This window comes from Leptospira ainlahdjerensis, assembly GCF_016919175.1.
Lineage (GTDB): Bacteria > Spirochaetota > Leptospiria > Leptospirales > Leptospiraceae > Leptospira > Leptospira ainlahdjerensis.
The window spans coordinates 24,690-44,971 of sequence record NZ_JAFFPU010000028.1 but is presented as its reverse complement, the minus strand read 5'-3'; the positions used below and the strand labels follow the sequence as shown (position 1 = coordinate 44,971).

The window sequence follows — 20,282 nt, the reverse complement described above, 5'->3', positions numbered from 1 at the left end:
AAGAAGTGAAGAATTTTTCAAATCCCAAAAGCGGAATGTCAGCGAGCTTTTTTTAAATCCTTTGGGGAGTTCCTACACGCTCTTGGCTCAAAAAAGGTTTGCTTCTTCTCCTTTGCCGAGCGGCCGCAGATTCAGGTGAATGTCGGAGAAAGAATAGGAAACGAGATACTTTTTCAAAATCTCAGAACGTAGGAACTCCAATAAAAAATCCGGCGGCGATCCGTCTGTTGGAAACTTGCATCCCAAAAAAGGGGCGTAAATCCGAAGGAATTCCTACATTTTATCGGAGCTTCCAGAGCATTGTATCGAATTTCTATAACGGTTTTATAAAAGACACGAAGGGATGCGCGACACGGTTACTCGGGCAAAATCATTTCTTAGAAAAGGTCAGAATCTCTTTCGTGATCGAATCCAAATTGGTGGAACCGAGCTCGTCTTCTAACACGCGTTCGGCCTTTTCATAAACCTTTGTCAAAATCGGTTGAATGGAATGACCGCAGATACATTTCTTGTTGGGAGTTTTCGAGTGCATCTGAAAGATCTTCTCGTCGATCGCTTCGTAGATTTCCTTTAGGTTGATCTCGGAGGAAGGTTTTGCCAGAATGTAACCGCCGTTGGGGCCCATCTGATTTCGGACGATTCCTTGATTTTTCAAAAGGGAAAGAATTTTACGGATCACCACGGGATTTGTGTTCACACTTTCCGCAAGCTCTTCGGACGTTCTGGTTTTGCCTTCGCTTAACGAAAGCAGGGAAAGAATGTGAATCGCGACTGTAAACCGGCTGGTCATATCTGTAAAGTGTCTGGTTACAGAATATAAGAATCAAAATTCCCTGTCAAGTCCAAAGCTCCCCATCGAAAAGGTCTTGCACTCACTCGCTTTTATAGTCAGAATACCCCGATGTTTCAAAGTTATATTCTTCGATTCTTAGATCCGGGTTTGGAAAAAGAATTTCGATCTTTCCTAACGGATCATATCGCTTCTTTTGTTCGGATCGGAGCGGTTTCCGCCGCCTTGGGATATGGGGCGATCTTTCTCCTATTTTACGACGTCCTCCTGATCAGGGATAAAATGGTTCTCTGGATCCTGATCGCAAGTGCGGTCTTAGGATCCGTTTTGATTCTTACCACGTTTCAAAGATTTAGAAAATTTATGGTCCCCATGTCGATGTTCAGCAATGCGCTCGGAGGAATAACCGCGGTTTACGTGGGATATGCTTTTATCAGAGATCAGCACGCGATTCTTCTCACAATTTTGATCATCATTTCTTACTATGCGTTTTTGGTTTTAAGAATCCGAACCCTTCCCGCTTTTCTTATAACCTCGTTCTATTTGGCGGCGTATCAATACACCCTTTTTACGGACAACGGTATGCCAAGACAAGAAAAAACGATTTATAGTTTTCTAATATGGTTCTCCGAATTTTTCGCGGTAATTGCCGGTTATACTTTGGAACTGACTACCCGAAAATTGTTTCTTCAAGCAAGAACAATCGAAACACAAACCAAAGATCTGGAGAATGAAAAGGAAAAATCCGATCTTCTTCTGCGAAACATTCTTCCGGACGCGATCGCCAATCGACTCAAAAACGAAAATTCTCAGATTTCGGAATACTTTTCCGAGTGTTCTATTCTTTTTGCGGATATCGTCGGTTTTACGCTTCTTGCCGCGCGCAAAACTCCGGATGAACTCGCGGGACTTTTGGATCGTTTTTTTTCCAGACTCGACGAACTCGCCGAAAACAGAGGAGTCGAAAAGATCAAAACGATCGGAGACGCATACATGGCTGCGGCCGGAATCCCGATCGCCTGCGAGGATCATATCGAAAGAATCGGAAATCTAGCCTTGGATATATTAGAAGAAGTGAATACGAACGAGGAGCTGATCCGTGAAAATCTCAACATCCGAATCGGGATTCATTCCGGCCCGGTCGTGGCCGGTGTGATCGGAAGAAAAAAGTTCATCTACGATCTTTGGGGAGATTCGGTCAATCTCGCGTCTAGAATGGAATCTCACGGACTTCCCGGAAAAATTCACGTTACGGAAGAATACTTTTTGGCAGCTTCTTCCATCTTCCGATTGGAAAAAAGAGGAGAGGTCGATATCAAAGGAAAGGGAACGGTTTCTACTTACTTTTTATCCGGATAAAACACATGTTAGCCGGGAAGGTCGATGTGAATCGGAAGATATTGAATCGAAGTGCTTCCCTGGCTTAACCATTCCGGAACGGCTCTTCTCCAGGAAATAAATTGAGGAGTTTCGAGATGAGCTTTTCTTACGGCCTCGCTCTTATACACTTCCATAAATAAGAATTTTCCGGGATCTCCATCCACTTGGAGAACGTCGAGTCTTAGGACACCTTCCTCGGTTTCGAGAGATTCTTTTGCCATCTCTTGACTGACTTTTTTGAAATCTTCTATCTTCTCTTCGAAAATTTTATAGGAGGACGCAATCACGATCATACGCTCAGAATTTCAAAACGGTTTCATTTTGGGAAGAAAAATCCTCCTTGCTTAAAACGAGAGTTATCCAAAGAATTCTCAGAATGAAATTGAATACTCGAATTACGGAAATGCTCGGAATCGATTTGCCGATTATCGGAGCTCCTATGTTTTTGGTCTCCTATCCGGATCTGGTCGTTGCGGTTTCCGAAGCTGGCGGAATCGGATGTTTTCCTTCTCTCAATTATCGTTCTCCGGAACAACTCAAAGACGCGTTGCAAGAGATCCGTTCCAAAACAAAAAAACCGATCGGTGTAAATTTGATCCTTCACAAATCGCATAATCCGATTTGGTCCAAGCAGTTGGAAGTGGTTCTGGATGCCAAGGTCGAACTTTTGATCACGAGCTTGGGAAGTCCCCGGACCGTCGTGAGCGAAGCAAAAAGCGTAGGGTCCAAAGTGTTTTGTGACGTGACGACCTTGAAGCACGCAAGTATCGTCGCAAAAGCGGGTGCGGACGCTTTGATTGCAGTCGCACAAGGTGCGGGTGGGCACGCGGGAAACATTTCTCCATTTAGTCTTTTTCCTTATTTAAAAAAAGAAACGGGACTTCCGATCGTTGCAGCGGGAGCGATTTCCAGCGGCGCTCAGATGGTCGCGGCGCTCGCGTTGGGTGCGGATGCGGTTTATGTGGGAACAAGGTTGATCGCGACTCCGGAAGCGATGGCGTCCGAAGGTTACAAACAGATGCTCATCGAATCCGGGCCCGAAGAAATCGTCTATACCGAAAAGATTTCGGGGATTCCTGCAAACTGGCTCAAAAAATCCGTGGAGAAGGCGGGGGACCTTTCTCACAGCGGAGAGTCTCAGAATCTGGATCAGGAATACAAACGTTGGCGGGATATCTGGTCCGCCGGACACGGGGTCGCACAGATCGAAGGATTGATTCCCGCAAAAGAAGTGGTCTTAGGGATGGCAAAAGAATATCACGATATTCTAAATCGTTTGCCGCGTTAGATGTCTTAAAATTCGCCTCGCTCGGATCTCTGTTTTTTTTGTAAAAAAATTTTCGAGGTCGCGGGCTGAGGGGCGTTCTTCAAGTAGAAGTTTTCATTGGAATCGATCTATAAACAGAGAACATAAATTCAATGAATCGAGAACATATCCCAACGGTTTAAACCGTTGACGATTTCAAAACTTTCTCAGAAATGTTATAGTAAATGGTTTCCGCTAAGAAAAAAAAGAGCTCTCCTCTCAAAAAGAAAAAATCGGGAGATAAGACGTCTCTGATCATACCGATCTATAACGAATCGGGTCATTTGCGGGAATTCTTAGAAAAAGTGGATTCTCTCGTATTGCCGACCGAGAAAGAACTTGTCTTTATCGACGACTGTTCCAAGGACGATTCTCTTTCCATTTTAGAATCCTTTTCGTTTCGATCCCCACATCAGATTCTTCTCCAGGATAAAAACCAAGGAAAGGGCGCCGCCTTACAAAGAGGAATTCAGTCTGCGACCGGAAATTTTTTGATCATTCAAGATGCGGACTTCGAATACGATATGGACGAGGTCGCAGTTTTGCTCGGGCCACTCGTTTCGGGAAAGGCCGACGTAGTGTTCGGTTCCAGATTCAAAAAAGACGGAAGACAGGTTCACAGAACGTTCCACTATATGATCAATCGATTCCTTACGGTTGCGTCTAACGTATTTAGTGGATTGTATCTCACCGATATGGAAACCTGTTATAAGGCGTTTCGGTCCGAAATCATCAAGAACATAAACTTAGAATCCAAACGTTTCGGATTTGAACCGGAAGTCACCGCGAAGATCGCCAGACTCAAAATTCGAGTGCAGGAATTTCCGATTTCTTATTACCCAAGAAATTATTTGGAAGGAAAAAAAATCACTTGGAAGGACGGGGTAGCCGCGTTACGCCATATTCTTTATTACAATTTGATTCAGCCCAAGAAAAACTTTTTTCAGAAAGGACTTCCTGAAAAATATATTCCCAAGGGAAGTCACTGGCTATAGTCGATTTTTTTACTTTAGAATGGAGATCCCTTTGTTTCAAAATCATACGTTTCATAAAGTCATTCATAGAACTCTTTGGATCCTTTCGATCTTTCTTGTTTTGTTTTTTGTTTGGAAAAGAGTTCAATGGGATCGAGGAGTTTCTCCTCTCATTCAGACGGATGCCCAGATCAAACTCTATCAAACGGCTCAGTATGCCCAAAAAGGAATCAAAAACCACAATTGTTTGTATGGAGCAGAAGCGATTGACCCGGAGTTCAAACACTTTCCGTTTCACTATCCTTGGGTGATTTATACGGATTCTAAGAGGTCTGCGGATACTTGTAGATTTCAATATCCCGCTTTTTTTGCTCAGGGTTTTTCCGGATTGTATCTTCTGACCGGAACTCGTTTTTTAAACGGAGCCATTTTACTTTTTTACTTTTTGGTCGCATTCCTGGTTTATAAAATCGCGACTCTTCGGTTGGAAATCCAGAATCAGTCGATTGGTCTTGTCGTTTTTATACTCGCCCTCACCGGTTATCCGCAAAACTCGGGATTTGAATATTCGGAAACCGTAATTTCCAATCTTTGCTTTTTGTTGTTTTTGAATTCTACCCTCGCGATTTTGCTACAAGGGCAATCTACCAAGATCGGCGTTCTTTACGGACTGATCGGATCCTTGGCGTTGTTTCTCAGATCGGAAACGGTGTTTTATTATTTTTCGCTGGGGTTGGGTTCGATTTTATTTTTCAAAAATTCTCTGAAAGATCTTTTTTGGAAGTTTCGTTATCTTTTGTTCGGTTTTTTGGCGGGAATCATATTCTTTGCATCTCTCAATTACATAGAATTCGGGACTGCGCTCGGAATTCGAAGTAAAATTACATATTCGGATTTTCTAAAGTTAAACCTTCTTACAAAGATCGAACTTTTAAAGGGATATTTTTTAGGCACGCCGATTCAGGTAGGTTTGTTTTCCTACTGCGCCCCGATGATTTTTGGAATTGTAGGATTTTTCATATTGAAAAGAAATAAAACCGACGTTTACCGTTTGTTGTTCTTCGTGAGCGTTCTCGGACTTTTGCTAGTGCAGACGTTTAGTCCATACAATCCGGGAGGTTTGTATGCAGGTTTGCGATTTACCGAAATTTCTTATTATTGTTTTGTTTTATTGCTCGCGATAGTTTTTCAATCCATTCAAATTCGGGAAAAGGTGATCGCAAATTCGATCGTTTACCTTTTATGCGTATTGCAGATATTTTTCGGTTTGTATCATACCCGTAAGAATATTCAAGTTGTGGACTTCGTCAAAAAGCACCTCGAAATTCTTCAAGGAGAATGGAATCGGTATCCGACTTATCCTGTGGTCCACAAAAGTTTATTCGATATGTTTTTGATCTCCACTTCTTATTTGGAAAAGAATCATTTTGTGGCAAACAACGAAAAATCCTGGGAACACCTTGAATCCATTTTGGTAAAAAATCGCGTTCCTGGAATTCAAGTTTTTTATTTCGGTTTAACACCTCCCAAGGACATCAACGCGCCTCAGGATTTTTACGAAGAATGGATTGATACAAAATATTCTCTGGAGTCGAAATCGTATCTTTTGGAAGAGAAAAAGGTCGTAGAAGGTTTTGTTTTAGAAAGATACTCTCTGAAAACAGGATCGAATTCTCCCTAAACCTAAGAAATGTTTTATGGAGAGATTTCGAAGTTTTCATACTCCATAAATACTTCCTAAAGTCTTTCTTCTGAGAAACTTGTACGTTGATTTAAAAAAATCTCTTTTGTTTCGTTTGGATCCAATCGAGAAATTTTCGTGAATTCTTGTTCCTAAACTTTAACTCCGCGACATTTGTTGGGATCAAATCCGCTTCTTTTTGAAATCGATTTTTAAACTTTTTTGTTTTTCAGCGGTATCATGTGAAAAACGCCGAAGATGAAAATCTGAAACGCGTCTAAAATCGGGTTCGAAGACTTATGTTTGAGAGTAATCCAGAAATATACGATCTCGAAAAGATGTACTACAAGCGTTCCGATCCCGACCGCGCGTATGAGAAAGTCCAAAGGTTCGCCGAAAAGAAGAGCACCCGAAAGACTGGCTCCGACTAAGACCCAAAAAAATACGGTTCCTATCTTCAATGCCTGAAAAATTGGATTCATAAATCCTCCCGAAAATTTCAATTATGGAAACCTTCTCTTTAGGATCAGTCAAGGAAAAAAGAGACAATCGATTGACGCACGTTAGGGGGAAAAGAAACTCTCGGTATGCTTCCTTGCTGTCATCATATTCTTTCTTCGGATTCTCATTCGATTCTTCCTTCGCCCTTTCCCTGGAAACATCCCGAGCATCGTCCACCCCTTCGAGACGAATCCTCTCCGTCCCATCTTCCACTTCTAAAAAAATACGGACTTCCGTTTATCATCGATATTCATACTCATTTTTTTCCGGAATACGTGATGAAACAGATTTGGAAGTGGTTCGACGGGGTAAACTGGGAGATCGCTTACCGGGAAACGGAGGCACAACGTCTGGAATCGTTGGCTAAAAATCAGGTTCGTTTTTTTACGACCCTGAATTATGCGCATAAGGAAAGAATGGCCGAAGGTCTGAATCGCTGGGTGTTTGAGAATCATTCGAATACAAGAGGTGCCATTCTTTTTGGGACGTTCTTTCCGGAAACGGGTTGTCTTGAATATGTAAAACGAGCAGTGGAAGATTACGGTTTTCGCGGTTTTAAACTTCATTGTGAAGTGGGAAGACTCGATCTGACGAGATCCGAACTTTCCGATACGTTTTCTTATTTGGAAAAAAAGAAAATCCCTCTTGTGATCCACTCCGGCGACGCTCCTCTTCCCGGAGTTTATACGAACATTCGTTATTTTCGGTCGTTTATTCAACGTTATCCGGAATTGAAGGTCGTCGTGGCGCACATGGGGGCGAGTGAGGTCTGGGAATACGTGGAGCTGATGTCGATTTATCCGGAACTTCGTTTGGACACGACGATGGTCTTCGTGGATTTTCTTGCTACGGGAGAAGAAACGGATCCGTATCTCGCGATCCTTGAAAAATTTCCGGACCGAGTTCATTTCGGTTCCGATTTTCCGAGCATTCCTTACGCGCTCAGTCATCCGATTTCAAATCTCCTCAATTCTTCTTTGTCCGAGGAAATAAAACGAAAGGTCTTTTTGAAAAACAGCGCGAATCTTTTTGGGTTGGAAATCGAAAGCTGACGTTTACGCTCGGCGTTTTCTTACTGAAATTCTTCTTCTTGAATCCGATTCCCCAGTTAGGAAAAAACTTGCCAACGAGGGTTCTTTCTTTATTCTTTCGATATGCGCGCCCTTTTACCAAAAGTTTCCGGAATCGTCTTGATCGCAGTTTTTGTGATTCATTGCGAAAAAGGGGGAGCCGTCTCTCAAGCCGCTTCTGCGGAAGTCTATAAAAAGGTCGCCGACGCGTATTGTTTACAGATGAGTCGTTGTAAGGAGTCTTATCTTTCTTCTCTGGAAGGGCCTCATCGCAAAGAAGCGAGCCTTAGTTATCCGGATAACGCACAGTGTTACAGTGATTTCAACTATGATCTGGATAAATCAGAGCCGATCGTTCTTAAAAAATTAAGCGACAATCTAAAACTGGATGCGGAACTCTGCATCAAGAGTGTGGAACGAGCCGACTGCGGTTCCATCGTTACGTATCAAATTCCGGAATGTGTGGAATACAACACGTTTCTCGAATCCCTCTCGGTTCCTTCCTCTACGAAATAAATTTTTTATCTCGCTTCCACTTCTATCTTTTCGTCCTTTTCGTCTTCGGTAAGAATCGGGCTGTCCAATTTTTCCAAGAGAGTCTGGAGCAGAAAGAAGTAAGGATTTACTTTTCCCGCGATTTCCTTTCCGTACAGTTGAGTGTAGGTGTTGATCAGAGATAAATTCTCTTCCGTATTCTTTGTATAAGAATTTTGAGCCAAACCTTCCCAGAGAATTTCTCCTTTTTTGCAGTGGATCACCTTTCCGAGTGCAGTTAGATTCACTTTTTCCGGAGTTTCCGTTTCGATGATTTTTAGCTGAAAGATTCCCTGTACTTTTTTATCGGAACTTCCGCAGACGGAAGCTCCGGCTTTGTAAGGATAGATGATAAATTCCTTATGGTGCGAAAGATAATTTTCGGAAATCTTCGCGGCCAATTTTTTTTCGGATTCTCCGGCTTCGCTTTCCGCAGGGACCTGGACGGCCAGACGCTTGAACGTCCCAAGTTCCTTTTCCCAGGTCGCTCCTGTTCTGATATATTTTACCGTACAATTTGCCGTAACAAAAGCCAGAGCGATTAAGAAGATTCCGTTTTTGATCATTCTCAAGTTATCCTTTTTTCTTTTTAAGAGTCGTCTTTTTGGAGACTGGAGTTTTTTTCTTCGCGGCTTTCTTTTTTGAAGAAGAGGGGGCGTTTTCTTTTTCGGCGACGAAAGAAGAGGAAGCATTTTCGTCTTCTTCGCTAAAGCCCAGAGGCTTGGATTCTTTTTCCTCTTCTTTTCGGGAACGATAGACCATCTCCAAAACTGCCGGAACTAAAGTAAGAGCGATGATAAGAGAAGACGCGATTCCAATACTTGCGACCACTCCGATCGATTTAAGCCCCTTCTGATCCGCGATCAGAAGAGAACTCCATCCGACAAGAGTGGTTAACGTGGACGCGATGATCGCAGGACCGACCATGGACATCGCGCGGACGACATCGTGATCTTCTCTAAATCGGTAGTAGATATAAATCCCGTTTTGAATTCCATATCCTACGATGACAGGAAAGACAAGGACGTTCATAAAGTTCAATTGAATCCGGAACAAAGCCATAATTCCCAGAGTCACAAAAATTCCGAGGACGAGGGGAATCAAAGAAATCAATGCGGGAACGATTCCTCGAAAGAATAGAATCAAAACCACCACGACTAAAACTAAGGTGATGAGAAATGCAGCGATTCCTTCTCTTTGAACGATCTTAATGAGGTTCGCAAAAAGAATCAAACTTCCCGCGGTGTTCGAAACATACTGATGCGATCTAGCGTCTTTTAACGTGTTAAACGGTCTCGTTTTCAGGATAAAATCGACGGTTCCGTCCAATAGACCCAGATTCTTAAATTGAGAAGCGGAATAAGAATTGAGAGCCTTTACGATTAGACGTTCTTCCGTCGGAGTCCAATTGTCTTTGACTTGATCGACGCTTACGTTTCCGTTCCTGTCGTAGAGGAGCGTATTCAAAACTCTTCTGGAAAGTTTCGGGTAGTGTAATTCTCCGACCGCATCGAAAAACTTCAGAAGTTTTTGTCCGTGCCAGAGGGCCACCTTGGGATAAATAAAAACGAGATGTCCTTTTTCTTTGGAACCTTTTACTTCCTTGAACTGAGAACTGAAGTAGGTCGGAACTTCCGCCAAAGAATATTCCTTTACACTCAGGTATTTTTTCACGACCGGAAGATATTTTCTTTGTTCCGGTTTGAGAAATCCAGCTTTAACCGGTTTCATATCCGTTTGTAATTGTTTTAGAATTTTGAGATTTGCCCTTTGTTGCCCTTTCGGAGGAACGAAGTTCCAAAGAGAAACCACCTGATCTACGGAGCCGGCGATCTCATTCGGAACGGGAGTCATGTAATCAAAAACGGCTTCGGATTCTTCCAGAGTGTCCACAACGATCACCTGAGGATCGGAACTAATATCGAATCTATCTCCGATTTCGTCGTAGAGATTTACGGAGTCCAAATTGTCGACCATCAGATCGCGTCCGTTGTAATTGAAGTGGATTCCCGGACTAAAACTAAAAAAGGAAATCATCGCGACCAGGGCAATGACGATTAACGTTAGGAGCCCCGGCTTTTTGTAAAAGCGATACAAAAGAGGGGAAGTCGTCTGGTCCTTTGTGGAAAGAATAAATTGTTTTTTCAGAGAAGGGAAAAGACGGAAAAGAAGAGTGATCTGAAGAGCCGTCACTCCATACATCGAAACCGCGATAATTAAAATTCCATAGGTCGCGATGATTCCGAATTCGCTGAACCCTCTAAACTCGGAGAAGGCGAGAACTACGAACGCCGAAGTTGTGGTTAACGCGGAGATAAAGGAGGCGATTCCCGTATGATAGATCGTGTCCTTGATCGAACGGAGCATATCCTGTTTACGAGTGTATTCTTCTCGGAATCGATATAAGAATTGGATTCCGTAGTCGATCCCTAGTCCCATCAAAATCGAAGCGATGATGCTCGTGACCGAGTTGAGTTGTCCGATCACGATCGTGGTCAAACCGAACGAGAATAAAATTCCCGAAAGAAGGGATACAATGAGAATGAGGATAAAGAGAGGATTTCTAAAAAAGAAAAGTAATAAAACCGCGATGCCGATGAGGGACGTGACGGCGATCGGTTTGAGAGCGGCCATCAGTGTTTCGTAGTCGTCCAGGTGAAGACGATAAGTTCCAGTATAACCGACGAGAATTCCTTTTTTGTCCAGGTTTAGATCCGCTACGACTTCCTTGATTTTTTTGTCGAGTGCGATGTTGAATTCGATGTTTGTAAAAGACCCGGCGGGTTTGATCAAAAAAATCAACATTCCCTTGTCCGGTGAAATATTATATTCGTCGAATATATCTCTTTTTGCAAGTTTTTGATATTTGGAAAGGATGTCGCTAAAGTCCGGGTTGTATTCTTCGTCCGTAAGTTTGATAAAAAACGGATTGGCTCTTTCTACTTCTTCGTCGATCTTTCGTTTGACGCGTTTGCGGACTTCCAAAAGGTCTTCGGTTTTTAAAAAGAGGGGAAGGCGGTTCTGTAGAAACGAAACGTTGTATCGATAGGAGATATATTGAACGTATTCTTTTTCTTTGAGAAGTCTTTCGTTTAAAAGATCGGAAGCGTTTTTGATTGCGAGTTCTCTTTCTTTATAGTAGCTCGCGTTTTTCTGTTTTACCTTTTCGGCTTCTTTCAGTTCCTGTTCCCAAACCTCGTTCTGACCTTTTTTTTTCGCGACAAAGGCCTTGGTCAGATGTTCCGTCATTCCCTTTTCGTCTTTAAACTTGATACTGAGGATGTAAAACCCGTTCCCGCCGATCATCTCGATGACCTTCTGTGTTTTGATCACCGAAGGATTACTTTTAGGAAGAAGATCCAAGTTGTTGCTGTTGACCGTAAGTTTGGACGCCTGCCACAAAGAAAGAATCAGAAGAACGGCCAAAACGCTACACGAACGAATCGGATTGAGGAGGATGGAGTCTGTAAGTCCGGAAAGAAGCTTTCTCATGTTTGTTTAGTTCTTTGCTTCTCTTTTGATAAGCGCGATGGTTTGTTTGATACCGTTCTTTTTGATGGAAGGATCGACTGATTTGGTTCGATTGGTTTCGGAAGCGTATTTGCCTTCGTTTAAGAAGTCTGTGACATACCAAGTTCCATCGATCTTACTTAGGATCCAAGAGAAAGTGATTCGTTCCGAACCGTTCCAGATGATGGAAGAAGCGAGCGTTGCATTCTCACCTTTAATTACAGGTTTTTCGTAGTTGATATCGATCTTATCGAAATATTTGTGAGCGATCGGAAAGCTGCGGTGAACGATAAAATCCGAAATCGCTTCCTCGAATTCCTTTCGATCCGCGTCCGCAATTTTGCCCGATGATTTCAGGAGTTGATTGCTGAATTGTTTTACGTGAATGATTGCGATCGCCTTTTCGTTTTTCTTATAACGAATAAAGCCGATCAATTTTTTTACGGTGGAAGAAATCAGTTCCTCGTCGGACGGAGTTTCTTCCGGAGGAGCGGGGGGTGAACCTTCTTGGGTGGACGGATTCGGGTCTGCGGAATTTTGAGAAAAAAGCAGATTGGGAAGGAACAAGGAGAAAAGGAAAAGAATGGAAATTATTTTTTTCACAACACGTTACCTGTTGTTTTATAGTTGTATGGATCCAGAAACGGTTCCTGAAGAACGGAATTGGACTTCCTACAGCTTTCTTGAACGGTCGGGGAAGTCAACGGAATAAATGGGAAAGCGGCGGCTCGAGGATGATCTTTCTATAAGTAGCTTTGGATCTAAATTCTACTTTTTTAAATCTTCATAATCCGGAAGAAATACTTTCAGTTCTCCCTTTGTATTGAGATTGAGATTTCCCGAGGAAAGTTGTAAGAGAAGATTTTTTATGTGAAAGTCGAGTGGATCGGAAGGATCCTGATCGATCAGGTGAAGATCCGTATTCTTTAAAAAAACGGAACCGACTCGGATCTCACCTCCGGACATCGCAATCTGATTGGGAATTCCCGGAAGAAATGAAAGCCGGGGAAGCGAAGGAATTTTTTGAGAATCGAAACGAACAAGGATTCGATCGGGAAACAATTCGAGATGGACGATCGTTCCCTCGATACGCGGAGGAGGTAAGAGAAGAAAGGATTGAATACGAAAACTTTTTTCTATGATTTTCAATCCTCGGCCTTCCGGAATCGGAAGAAGAGTTTTGAGACCGACTCCGACATAGGAAAGAAAATCACCGGCTCCCGGAATTCCAGCGGCGCTCATCGATTCCGATTTTAGGATCAACGTGGAACTGTTCGGAACCAATTCCAGATTGCAGATCATTTCCACGTCCACCCAGAAAACAAGTTTGTATTCACCCGTAATTCTGATTTTTCTTTTTCCTTCGATTTCGACGGAGGATAGTTTCAATTTTCGTAATGGAAAGTTCGGAAACGTTTTTATGTTTTCGTTGAATAAAAATTCCAAGACCGAAATTTCAAATTCGGTTTCTCCTTGAAAAAGATTGAGATGAAAAGAGGAAGGATCGTTGAAGTTCACCGGCGAACCTTGTCGATTCGAGATCGCTTCCACGGTTAGTTTATTCACCGTAAAGTAGATTTCATCTTCCAGACGAAACTTTACGTTTTTGAGTTTGAGGAACGCGTTTGCGGAGACTTTCCGATTTTCCGCGGAGATGTTCGGCGCTGCGATTCCGATTCCTAAAAAAAAAGAAATCCAAAAAAAGACCGGTTTGTTTTCGAAAAATCGCATGGACGTATTCTCGGGAACCGATTTCAAAAGAAAACCCTTTAATGGGAATCCGAACCGATCTCTTAAGGAATGATCCTTTGTCCCCGTTAGATCTTCAGCTTTCCCGATCGGAGATAAGGCTCCAAATCGGTTTCTTCGTCGATGTCGTTTAATATCGGAAGAATCCAAACATCCTTTCTCTCTAATTGCAATTTTTCTAATGTCATTGCAAAAACCCGTTCGCTACTCCACGGAATGTTTTTAAAAATATCGAGGGAAATTGATTTTAAACCCAACAAATAATACCCTCCGTCTTTTGCGGGACCGATTACAGCGTCTTTGGATCCTAAAGCCGAAAACGCTTCGTTGATATGTTTTGTTTGGAGATCGGGGCAGTCGCTTCCGATGATCAAAACTTTTTCGGCTCCGCTTTGAAACGTTTCCAAAAACGCATTCTGCATTCTTGCTCCGAGGTCTTCTCCGGTTTGAAGATGAATGCTCGTTTTGTTTCCCCAATCCGAAAAGTCGGAATCCGGAATCGAATCAAAGTAAAGCCGAACCGGAGCGTCCAACTTTTTGATTTGTTCTTTTGTGATCTCCAAAAGTTGTTCGTAGACTTTCAGGGCGTTTTTATCACCGAGAGTTTTGGCGAGTCTGGTTTTCACCCGGCCAAACGCCGGATTTCTTAAGAATAGAATCAAGGATTTGTCTGAGTGCATGGAGAGCTTTTTATAAATTACAAAAAAGATACAAACCGACCGGTAAGAATCTTGATTGACTATCGTTCGGTTGTGGATACTTTTATAGGGATACAAATTCTTTCCATTGGAAAAAAGAAAATCCATCGAATGTTACTTTAATACAAACCTCAAGTTGTGGGGGAGGATATTTATGAAGAAATTTCGTATGTTTTTTTCTGCGGGAATTTTGCTCGCAGCGGTTTTAGTTTCCCTCTTTTTCGGAGCGTGTAAGAAGGAAGAAAAAAATAACGATCTCCAGATCGGGGCTCTTCTTTGGATCGTAAGTCAGCCTTACGTGGAACAAAGTAAGACCGGTTTTTTTATCATCGTTCCTAAAGGAATCGCTCAATGAGGAAGCCGAGTATGAAAAAATCTTGGATCTATTTTTCTTTTGTAGCGTTTCTTTTTTTTGGAACCGGACTTACGTTTCGATCGGATCGAGTTCCTTTTTTTGTAAGAGAGGATTCTCCAAAACCGTTTCCGGTTCATCTGGAGATGTTACAACCTCTGAAGGCGAGCGCCGACACCTGGGGATTTGTACGTCAGTCCGCGACTTGGGCGAGAGGGAATTCCCTTTTTATGGACGATTTGATTTCTGCGATCCGTAAAAATTTTCCTTTGGGCACTACGGTCAACCTCACTCTTCCCAATCAAATTATGAACGGACAATCCTTTACCCTCCGTTTGAAATTGAATTCGGGAGCGGTCGCCTACAAACCGACTACTTTGGCCGCGGCGGCATCTTTTACTAATTTTTTTGAACTTCGTTCTACGAGCGACAATCAACCCGCGCTCCAATTTTTCTTCGATGATAATCCAAGAGAAGCTTCCGGAGACGGGGCTGTACTTCTCTATCAATTGAGTCGTCTGGATCCGCTTCGATGGACCGGGGCGACCGCGATCATCGAAAGTTATGTTGTGCAGCCCGTTGTGACCGGATTTGCCAACCAAGGATTGATCCAGACTTATTCTTGGAAGGGAACTCTCGGTGCCGATGCGCTCGGTCAAGACGTGGACACGGGAAGGGTGATTTTGGAAGAAATGGACAATCGAACGATTTTTTGTTTCAAGTCGGTCGTTAGTTTTGCGGGGAATACGGATCTGATTCCGATCAACTCGGGGACTACGGCGCTCGGATACGCGCACAACCAAGGTCTTTGTCCCGGAGCCGGAAGAGAATATTACAAACTTGCTTACAGCCAAAAGTTGGACGGAAATCTAAACGTTACCGCAAAAGGTGGATTGGAACAAGCAGCGATCACTTCGGGACAGGCGATTACCTGTACTCCGACCGTGAATCAGTTTATACCGTTTACTCCTACTTACGGTCTGTTCAATTTTAACGGATTTGTCGCGGAAGGTGTCGCTTCCACTGCGATTCCTTCGGATTACGTTGCTGCCTCCAGAGTGGATTCGTTGTATGATCGAGTCGGAACGGATGGAAAATCGGCGGCCACCACAAGTCCGGTCGGTTCTAGTTGGGACACTCTGACGAAAGCCTATGTGGACGCGATTACGGTGACGTTCGCGACGGTTCCTTAAAGTTTGTCTCAAAAAATCGGAAAGAAAGTTCGTAAGAGTTCCCACAAAAGCCGAAGATTTCGCTATTTTTAGCTTCCGAGAGATCGAAGTGTGATCGAAAAGGGAGGGAGTTCCCACATTTCGGATTTTGGGAAAAACTCCTCTTTTTCATCGGTGGTTTCTTTTGGAAAGCCTTCGGACATCGGAGGCTTTTTTGTTTTCAATTCTTCACCCATTTCTTTTTTGAATCTAAGAATGGAATTTCGACTGATCACATTTGCCCAAGCCTTTGCCGAAGGAATTTCCAAAGAAGAGTTGGATATAGACGTTTGGCCTGTTTTTCTAAACCAAGATCCGATCGGAAAAGAATTTTACCCTTGGGTTGTGGAGAAATTTCCGACGTTGCACTGTGCCGCTCTTACAACGGATCGAAGAGTCGCCGGCACGGGAAAGATGATTCCTTTTTATTGGAACGGGGAAGAAAACACTTTGCCGAAAGGTTGGGGAGAAGCGGTTCTAAAAGGTGTAAAAGATCTTGAAACCGGAATCGATTCCAATTCTGCGAGCGCATGGTCGATCGAAATTCTTCCTGAATTTAGAGGCTCCGCTTTGTCTCATTCCATTCTTTCCGCGCTCAAAAAAAATGCGGCGTCCCAGAACATTCTTCATTTGTTCGCCTGCGTAAGACCGAATCAAAAGGAAAAATTTCCGTTCTTATCCTTGGAAGAATATTTAGAAAGAAGAAGGGAGGACGGTTTTGCACAAGACCCTTGGATTCGCGTTCACGAAAGGGCGGGTGCAGAACTAATCCGAATCGAAAAAAAATCGATGGTGATCCGCGGAACGATTCCGGAATGGGAAAAATGGACCGGCTTGAGTTTTCCGAAATCGGGTGAGTTCGCAATTCCGGGAGGTCTCGTCCCGGTCATCATCGACCGAGACTCGAACTTGGGAGAGTATGTGGAACCGAACGTCTGGTTCCACCATAGGACAAAAGACGCCTAACAGATATTAGGCGGTTCTCCTGAGGATATCTTGGACCGGGTCGATTTCCTTTCCTTCGATAAAAGAAGAACGATAACTCAAAAACCAAACCCCTGAAATCGCACTCAACGCCAAGGTTCCGATCGTGACATTCATTGCCCCGGAAAGTGTATAAGCCCCAGCGACTAAGATCGCGAGACGAATCGGCTCCACGAACAAGGCCCAACGTTTTCTTTCCAGGATTCCGCCTAACGTAAGAAGTGAAAGGAGCGTGATTGCGCTGATTACTCCGATGTTGAACCAAGGAAGGCTTTTTACTTTTAAAAGCATTCCGAACGCGAGCCCGACAGTAAGAATAAACCAAACCAAAGAATAAATATTCAATCCTTTCGGAAGTTCTATATCATATTTATGGAATGTTTTCGGAGAAACTTCCGGTATCGGATATTGCCCTCCGAGTTCTTTGGGTCTCCAGCCGGGAGCCGCAAAAAAGGCTTTGATTTTATCGGACCAGCGGGGTGATTTCCAAGCGAGTTCGAAGATTTCCGACCAATACTGAAGGTTTGCCCAGATAGGATTGAAACTCTGGAGGGGTTTTACGGTTCCATAAACTGGTTCTTCGGTTTCAGGTTCGAAGGTTCCGAACATCTTATCGAAGATGATTAAAATTCCTGCGTGATTCTTATCGATGTATTTCGGATTGATTCCGTGGTGAACCCTATGGTGAGAAGGTGTGTTGAAAACCGCTTCAAACCAACGGGGGAGTTTATCGATCGCTTTTGTGTGAATCCAAAATTGATAGATGAGGCTGATTTGTCCGTTGAGGATGAGGACGATCGGCGAAAAACCGATGAGCGCCAAGGGAAGGTAAAATACCCAAGTAAAAATCCCGTGAAAACTCGCCTGTCTGAGAGCGACCGTGAGATTGTATTCTTCGCTCTGATGGTGCACAACGTGTCCCGCCCAGAGAAAATTGATTTCGTGACTGAGACGGTGGTTCCAGTAATAGGCCAGATCGTATCCGATTCCGCAAAGAATCCAAACTCCTACCACAAGGATCCAGGCCCAAGTCGTGGAACTGAGTCCGATTGCACCCGCAGGAACGATGGACATCGCTTCTCCCGGCCAGGAAGGAAGGTTGAAAATTCTAAAATTGTGATAGATGTAAATGTAAGCGGTTAAGGTGACCGTCTTCATAAAAACACCGATCACCTCGCTGGCTGTTCCTGCAGAGAGATCGTTGATTGAATCGTTCAATCGATAGAGTTTCCGTTTTCGATACGCAGAATATCCCATTTCTATAAAAATGAGTAAAAAGAAGAATGGAATTGCGATCGTGACTAGATTGATTTCCATAAAGCCGCCCCAATAAGTTCTGGTTTGAGTTTATTCTTCGAATTCCGAATCAGTCAATTCAAAAAAGAGAACAGTGTTCAATCGACAAGTTTTTAAGATTACGTTTGTTATAATTAAGGAGCTTTTTTTTTTCGATTTCGCATAACGGAACGTTTTCGGTCGGATTTTCGGTTCTTTTTGAAACTCACTGAAGGAACAGATCCTTTCCCGTCTTTTCGAGAAAGTTTTTGCCTCTACCTTCTCGAATGACCGTTTCCGAAAAGGGATTCTTCCGTAAATTCCGGAATCTTTCCTCGTCTGAGGAAGTTTTTTGGAAAAATGAATCGTTTATCTGAAGGACCGGAGACGGGCGTAGATCCATTGATCGAGAAATACCCCATTCTTAAAAACCGCTTCTTTCTGGGTTCCTTCCAATCTGAAACCGTTTTTTTCGAGAGCCCTTGCAGAGGCGGGGCGGTTGGAAAAAACTTCGGCGTAGATTCTGTGAAGTCCGTGTTCCGTATATGCAATCTTTATAATGGACGAAATCGCCTGTGTGGTAATTCCTCGATTCCAATATTGCTCCCCGATCCAATATCCGATCTCCGCGTTGAATCGATAGACGTCCTCCTTGAATAACAGATTGACGACGCCGATTGCCTTTTCTTCAAAGACGATCGCAAAGGTTCTGGATCTAGAGTCGCGAAGACAGGAATGTATATAGTCGAGCGCGTCTTGGATGAGATAGGGAAAGGGAAACGCACCTCTCAATCCGGAAAATACATTTTCGGAATTTGCGTGAATCGTGATCGATTCCGCGTGTTTTTCGGATATGGGTTCTAAAAGAAGATTCATTGTGATTTGAAAGGAGGATTGAGAATTCGATTCTCACCCAAAGAATTCATAAAACTTTTGATCGTCAATTCTCTTCGTAATATTCTTTCTTCTTCCAGTTAGAAATTCCTCTCAAAACTTGACTAATTCTTCCGCAAACGTTATACCTGGTCTTTATGGCGGCTAAGAAAAAGAACTGGCTCCTTTACGGAGCGAACGGTTATACGGGCGAGTTGATCGCGAGAAAAGCTGCGGAAAGGGGATTCAAACCCATTCTTGCGGGAAGATCTGAACTCAAGATTCGCCCTCTCGCCGAGGAACTCGGTCTTTCCTATCGGATTTTTTCTTTGGAGAATACGACCGAAGTCGAAAGTCAAATCGCTGATTGTTTTGCAGTTTTGCACTGCGCGGGCCCGTTTGTGGAAACTGCGGTTCCTATGGCGAATGCTTGTATTGCTGCCGGTGTTCATTATTTGGATATCACGGGAGAAATCCCGGTTTACGAAAAACTCTACGCTCTTTCTTCCAAGGCACTTGCAAAAAAGGTAATGCTTCTTCCGGGGGTCGGTTTTGACATCGTTCCCACCGATTGTCTTGCGGTGATGCTCAAAGAGAAACTTCCTAAGGCTCATTTTTTAGAACTCGGATTTTCCGGATTCACCGATATCTCCCGAGGTACTCTCAAAAGCGCGCTTGCTCAATTACCCTACGGAAGCAAGGTGAGAAGGAATGGAAAGATAGAAAACATTCCACAGTTGAGTTTAAAAAAGATCGTGGAGATCAGCGGAAGTTATGCTGAGTTTTTTGCGATTCCCTGGGGGGACGTGTTTACCGCCTTTGTATCGACTGCGATTCCCAATATCACGGTCTATTCTTCTTTGCCGCCTTCTCAGGCAAAACTTCTTAGATGGTTTCAACCTACGACTGCGCTTCTCAAAAGTTCACTCGTTTTGAAAGGTTTACAAAAACTCGTGGAACTTACGGTCAGCGGACCGGGGGATGAAAAAAGAAAAAGTGGTTCGATCCTTCTCTGGGGAGAGGCCTGGACGGAAGCGAGTTCGAAAAAAGTTTCGATTCGGATGCGTTGCTCGGAAGGTTACGAGTTCACGATGGAATCCGCGTTAGCCGCCATTGCCAAGGTGGAGAAGGGAAAAATACAAGCTGGTTTTACGACTCCAGCTTCGGTTTTCGGTTCCAAGTTCGTTTTGGAAATTCCAGGAACGAAAATTTTATCCTGATTTGAATCGGTTTGAATGCCGGGTTCTTAGTTGGGACTTCTTCCTCTTTTAGTTGAGAGTGCTAAAAAAGAGAGTCATCCGCGGAATGGAAGGGTTTTGTTAGAGTTCCTACACGGCGGTTTTGGGCTTGCAAAAAGTTTGATTTTATGATAGAGGAAAGTCCTCCGTGGTTTT

Annotated in this window: 19 protein-coding genes and 1 pseudogene; 10 read left to right on the top strand and 10 right to left on the bottom strand. The window is 43.4% G+C overall.

Going from position 1 to position 20,282, the window contains the following annotated elements; all coding sequences use genetic code 11:
• Nucleotides 1-370 precede the first annotated feature (370 nt).
• On the bottom strand, nt 371-790 hold the full coding sequence (locus tag JWG45_RS07065) for an Rrf2 family transcriptional regulator (protein ID WP_205279060.1): 420 nt from the start codon (nt 788-790) through the stop codon (nt 371-373).
• A gap of 111 nt (nt 791-901) precedes the next feature.
• Here JWG45_RS07065 and JWG45_RS07060 point away from each other — a divergent pair.
• A pseudogene (locus JWG45_RS07060) lies at nt 902-2,249 on the top strand (adenylate/guanylate cyclase domain-containing protein).
• On the opposite strand, the gene JWG45_RS07055 reads toward JWG45_RS07060, so the two are convergent.
• On the bottom strand, nt 2,158-2,463 hold the full coding sequence (locus tag JWG45_RS07055; RefSeq protein ID WP_205279059.1) for a putative quinol monooxygenase: 306 nt from the start codon (nt 2,461-2,463) through the stop codon (nt 2,158-2,160). The pseudogene JWG45_RS07060 and the gene JWG45_RS07055 sit on opposite strands and share 92 nt — an antisense overlap.
• Nucleotides 2,464-2,546: 83 nt before the next feature.
• Here JWG45_RS07055 and JWG45_RS07050 point away from each other — a divergent pair, with 83 nt between their 5' ends.
• The 3 genes from JWG45_RS07050 (at nt 2,547) to JWG45_RS07040 (ending at nt 6,131) form a co-directional block, all read left to right on the top strand.
• The gene (locus JWG45_RS07050; protein ID WP_408611610.1) at nt 2,547-3,458 is read left to right on the top strand and encodes an NAD(P)H-dependent flavin oxidoreductase; all 912 of its coding nucleotides are present in this window, start codon (nt 2,547-2,549) and stop codon (nt 3,456-3,458) included.
• 203 nt (nt 3,459-3,661) lie between these two features.
• Complete coding sequence (locus JWG45_RS07045) at nt 3,662-4,471, top strand: glycosyltransferase family 2 protein (RefSeq protein WP_205279057.1); 810 nt, start codon at nt 3,662-3,664, stop codon at nt 4,469-4,471.
• Between the two features lie 31 nt (nt 4,472-4,502).
• Nucleotides 4,503-6,131 (top strand): LA_3751/LA_3752 family putative glycosyltransferase, encoded by a 1,629-nt coding sequence (locus JWG45_RS07040; protein WP_205279056.1) that lies wholly within the window; start codon nt 4,503-4,505, stop codon nt 6,129-6,131.
• A 212-nt stretch (nt 6,132-6,343) separates the two neighbouring features.
• Here JWG45_RS07040 and JWG45_RS07035 read toward each other — a convergent pair whose 3' ends face one another.
• On the bottom strand, nt 6,344-6,613 hold the full coding sequence (locus JWG45_RS07035; RefSeq protein WP_205279055.1) for a DUF1145 domain-containing protein: 270 nt from the start codon (nt 6,611-6,613) through the stop codon (nt 6,344-6,346).
• Nucleotides 6,614-6,718: 105 nt separating this feature from the next.
• Between JWG45_RS07035 and JWG45_RS07030 the strand changes: the two genes are divergently transcribed.
• Together JWG45_RS07030 and JWG45_RS07025 are read left to right on the top strand one after the other, a co-directional pair.
• Nucleotides 6,719-7,684 (top strand): amidohydrolase family protein, encoded by a 966-nt coding sequence (locus JWG45_RS07030; RefSeq protein ID WP_205279054.1) that lies wholly within the window; start codon nt 6,719-6,721, stop codon nt 7,682-7,684.
• Nucleotides 7,685-7,786: 102 nt separating this feature from the next.
• Nucleotides 7,787-8,218: an LA_2478/LA_2722/LA_4182 family protein gene (locus JWG45_RS07025; RefSeq protein ID WP_205279053.1), complete on the top strand. Its 432-nt coding sequence runs from the start codon at nt 7,787-7,789 to the stop codon at nt 8,216-8,218.
• 5 nt (nt 8,219-8,223) lie between these two features.
• Here the strand turns inward: JWG45_RS07025 and JWG45_RS07020 are convergent, their stop codons facing one another.
• The 5 genes from JWG45_RS07020 to JWG45_RS07000 all read right to left on the bottom strand — a co-directional run bounded on the left by JWG45_RS07020 (nt 8,224) and on the right by JWG45_RS07000 (nt 14,175).
• Complete coding sequence (locus JWG45_RS07020; RefSeq protein ID WP_205279052.1) at nt 8,224-8,802, bottom strand: MXAN_6521/LA_1396 family lipoprotein; 579 nt, start codon at nt 8,800-8,802, stop codon at nt 8,224-8,226.
• A 7-nt stretch (nt 8,803-8,809) separates the two neighbouring features.
• A complete protein-coding gene (locus tag JWG45_RS07015; RefSeq protein ID WP_205279051.1) occupies nt 8,810-11,728 on the bottom strand; it encodes an efflux RND transporter permease subunit in 2,919 nt (972 codons plus the stop codon).
• A gap of 6 nt (nt 11,729-11,734) precedes the next feature.
• Nucleotides 11,735-12,349: an ABC transporter substrate-binding protein gene (locus tag JWG45_RS07010; protein WP_205279050.1), complete on the bottom strand. Its 615-nt coding sequence runs from the start codon at nt 12,347-12,349 to the stop codon at nt 11,735-11,737.
• 165 nt (nt 12,350-12,514) lie between these two features.
• Entirely contained in the window at nt 12,515-13,477 is a 963-nt protein-coding gene (locus JWG45_RS07005) for a hypothetical protein (RefSeq protein ID WP_205279049.1), read from the bottom strand.
• An 86-nt stretch (nt 13,478-13,563) separates the two neighbouring features.
• Nucleotides 13,564-14,175 carry a TIGR04282 family arsenosugar biosynthesis glycosyltransferase gene (locus JWG45_RS07000; RefSeq protein WP_205279048.1) on the bottom strand — a complete coding sequence of 204 codons (612 nt, stop codon included), beginning with the start codon at nt 14,173-14,175 and terminating at the stop codon, nt 13,564-13,566.
• 172 nt (nt 14,176-14,347) lie between these two features.
• On the opposite strand from JWG45_RS07000, the gene JWG45_RS06995 reads away from it, so the two are divergent.
• The 3 genes from JWG45_RS06995 to JWG45_RS06985 all read left to right on the top strand — a co-directional run bounded on the left by JWG45_RS06995 (nt 14,348) and on the right by JWG45_RS06985 (nt 16,722).
• Complete coding sequence (locus JWG45_RS06995; RefSeq protein WP_205279047.1) at nt 14,348-14,548, top strand: LIC12338 family lipoprotein; 201 nt, start codon at nt 14,348-14,350, stop codon at nt 14,546-14,548.
• Nucleotides 14,549-14,559: 11 nt separating this feature from the next.
• Complete coding sequence (locus JWG45_RS06990; protein ID WP_205279046.1) at nt 14,560-15,738, top strand: LIC_12337 family protein; 1,179 nt, start codon at nt 14,560-14,562, stop codon at nt 15,736-15,738.
• 234 nt (nt 15,739-15,972) lie between these two features.
• Entirely contained in the window at nt 15,973-16,722 is a 750-nt protein-coding gene (locus JWG45_RS06985; protein ID WP_205279045.1) for a hypothetical protein, read from the top strand.
• A 6-nt stretch (nt 16,723-16,728) separates the two neighbouring features.
• Here the strand turns inward: JWG45_RS06985 and JWG45_RS06980 are convergent, their stop codons facing one another.
• The gene (locus JWG45_RS06980) at nt 16,729-18,057 is read right to left on the bottom strand and encodes a sterol desaturase family protein (protein WP_205279044.1); all 1,329 of its coding nucleotides are present in this window, start codon (nt 18,055-18,057) and stop codon (nt 16,729-16,731) included.
• A gap of 327 nt (nt 18,058-18,384) precedes the next feature.
• Nucleotides 18,385-18,891 (bottom strand): GNAT family N-acetyltransferase, encoded by a 507-nt coding sequence (locus JWG45_RS06975; RefSeq protein WP_205279043.1) that lies wholly within the window; start codon nt 18,889-18,891, stop codon nt 18,385-18,387.
• A gap of 155 nt (nt 18,892-19,046) precedes the next feature.
• Here JWG45_RS06975 and JWG45_RS06970 point away from each other — a divergent pair, with 155 nt between their 5' ends.
• Complete coding sequence (locus tag JWG45_RS06970) at nt 19,047-20,108, top strand: saccharopine dehydrogenase family protein (RefSeq protein WP_205279042.1); 1,062 nt, start codon at nt 19,047-19,049, stop codon at nt 20,106-20,108.
• The last annotated feature ends 174 nt before the right edge of the window (nt 20,109-20,282 follow it).

Excerpts from the sequence above, each read along its gene's own strand:
- JWG45_RS07065 (WP_205279060.1), bottom strand. The coding sequence starts at position 790 with ATGACCAGCCGGTTTACAGTCGCGATTCACATTCTTTCCCTGCTTTCG.
- JWG45_RS07055 (WP_205279059.1), bottom strand. The coding sequence starts at position 2,463 with ATGATCGTGATTGCGTCCTCCTATAAAATTTTCGAAGAGAAGATAGAA.
- JWG45_RS07050 (WP_408611610.1), top strand. The coding sequence starts at position 2,547 with ATGAAATTGAATACTCGAATTACGGAAATGCTCGGAATCGATTTGCCG.
- JWG45_RS07045 (WP_205279057.1), top strand. The coding sequence starts at position 3,662 with ATGGTTTCCGCTAAGAAAAAAAAGAGCTCTCCTCTCAAAAAGAAAAAA.
- JWG45_RS07035 (WP_205279055.1), bottom strand. The coding sequence starts at position 6,613 with ATGAATCCAATTTTTCAGGCATTGAAGATAGGAACCGTATTTTTTTGG.
- JWG45_RS07030 (WP_205279054.1), top strand. The coding sequence starts at position 6,719 with ATGCTTCCTTGCTGTCATCATATTCTTTCTTCGGATTCTCATTCGATT.
- JWG45_RS07025 (WP_205279053.1), top strand. The coding sequence starts at position 7,787 with ATGCGCGCCCTTTTACCAAAAGTTTCCGGAATCGTCTTGATCGCAGTT.
- JWG45_RS07020 (WP_205279052.1), bottom strand. The coding sequence starts at position 8,802 with ATGATCAAAAACGGAATCTTCTTAATCGCTCTGGCTTTTGTTACGGCA.
- JWG45_RS07015 (WP_205279051.1), bottom strand. The coding sequence starts at position 11,728 with ATGAGAAAGCTTCTTTCCGGACTTACAGACTCCATCCTCCTCAATCCG.
- JWG45_RS07005 (WP_205279049.1), bottom strand. The coding sequence starts at position 13,477 with ATGCGATTTTTCGAAAACAAACCGGTCTTTTTTTGGATTTCTTTTTTT.
- JWG45_RS07000 (WP_205279048.1), bottom strand. The coding sequence starts at position 14,175 with ATGCACTCAGACAAATCCTTGATTCTATTCTTAAGAAATCCGGCGTTT.
- JWG45_RS06995 (WP_205279047.1), top strand. The coding sequence starts at position 14,348 with ATGAAGAAATTTCGTATGTTTTTTTCTGCGGGAATTTTGCTCGCAGCG.
- JWG45_RS06990 (WP_205279046.1), top strand. The coding sequence starts at position 14,560 with ATGAAAAAATCTTGGATCTATTTTTCTTTTGTAGCGTTTCTTTTTTTT.
- JWG45_RS06985 (WP_205279045.1), top strand. The coding sequence starts at position 15,973 with ATGGAATTTCGACTGATCACATTTGCCCAAGCCTTTGCCGAAGGAATT.
- JWG45_RS06980 (WP_205279044.1), bottom strand. The coding sequence starts at position 18,057 with ATGGAAATCAATCTAGTCACGATCGCAATTCCATTCTTCTTTTTACTC.
- JWG45_RS06975 (WP_205279043.1), bottom strand. The coding sequence starts at position 18,891 with ATGAATCTTCTTTTAGAACCCATATCCGAAAAACACGCGGAATCGATC.
- JWG45_RS06970 (WP_205279042.1), top strand. The coding sequence starts at position 19,047 with ATGGCGGCTAAGAAAAAGAACTGGCTCCTTTACGGAGCGAACGGTTAT.